Annotated in this window: 1 protein-coding gene; it reads left to right on the top strand. The window is 68.3% G+C overall.

Annotation, left to right across the window (positions count from 1 at the left end; translation table 11 throughout):
- Nucleotides 1–33: 33 nt before the first annotated feature.
- On the top strand, nucleotides 34–978 hold a 945-nt coding region (locus AQI88_RS42395), incomplete at its 3' end, for an IS701 family transposase (protein ID WP_067011151.1).

The following is a 978-nucleotide window of genomic DNA, read 5'->3' as shown; positions in this document are numbered from 1 at the left end:
AGATAGTGACAGCATGCGGGGCAGCTTCCCCACGTGATCACCGAGTGTGTTGCTGAGCAGTGGGACCTGGAACTGGACGACCTCTTCATGACCATCGGCCATCGCTTCGGCCGGGTGGAACTACGCCGCCGGATGCGCGACTACGTACGCGGCCTGCTCGCCCCGGTGGCCCGTAAGAACAGCTGGCAACTGGCCGAGCAGGCAGGTCACGCTACCCCTGACGGCCTGCAGCACCTGCTCGCCGGAGCGAAGTGGAATCCCGACGACATCCGCGACGACCTGCAGGAATACGTCGCCGCCAAGCTCGGCGAGAACGACGGGGTCCTCATCATCGACGACACCGGGTTCATCAAGAAAGGCATCACCTCCGCCGGGGTTCAACGCCAGTACTCCGGAACCGCCGGCCGCACCGAGAATTGCCAGATCGGCGTCTTCGCCGCCTACGCCACCACCCTGGGCCGGGCCCCGGTCGACCGCGAGCTCTACCTGCCCAAGACATGGACCGAGGACCGCGAACGCTGCCGCGCGGCCAAAGTCCCCCACGAGCGGGAGTTCGCCACCAAGGGCGAACTGGCCCGGCACATCGTGCTGCGGTCCCTCGCCTCGCCGCTGCCCATCGCCTGGGTCACCGCGGACGCCGCCTACGGTCAGGAGAGCCGCTTTCGCCGGCTACTGGAACAGTCGGGCGTCGGCTACGTACTGGCCGTGCCCAAGTCCCAGTTCACCGTGGGCTGCCCCCGCATCGACGGCCTGTTCGCGCAGGCCCCGGCCGAAGCATGGGAGAGGATCTCGTGCGGAGACGGCGCGAAAGGCCCTCGCGCCTACCACTGGGCAGCGGTCCGGCTGCCGGCCGTCGCCGAGTTCGACTATCAGGGCGAGGTCCCCCACCGCATGCGGTGGGCGCTGGCCCGGCGCAGCATCAGCAAGCCCGACGAGATCGCCTACTACCTCGCTCACGCCCCTTTGGAGGCCACCGTT

Source organism: Streptomyces cellostaticus (assembly GCF_001513965.1).
GTDB classification, from domain to species: Bacteria; Actinomycetota; Actinomycetes; order Streptomycetales; family Streptomycetaceae; genus Streptomyces; species Streptomyces cellostaticus.
This window is presented reverse-complemented; position numbering and strand designations above follow the sequence as displayed.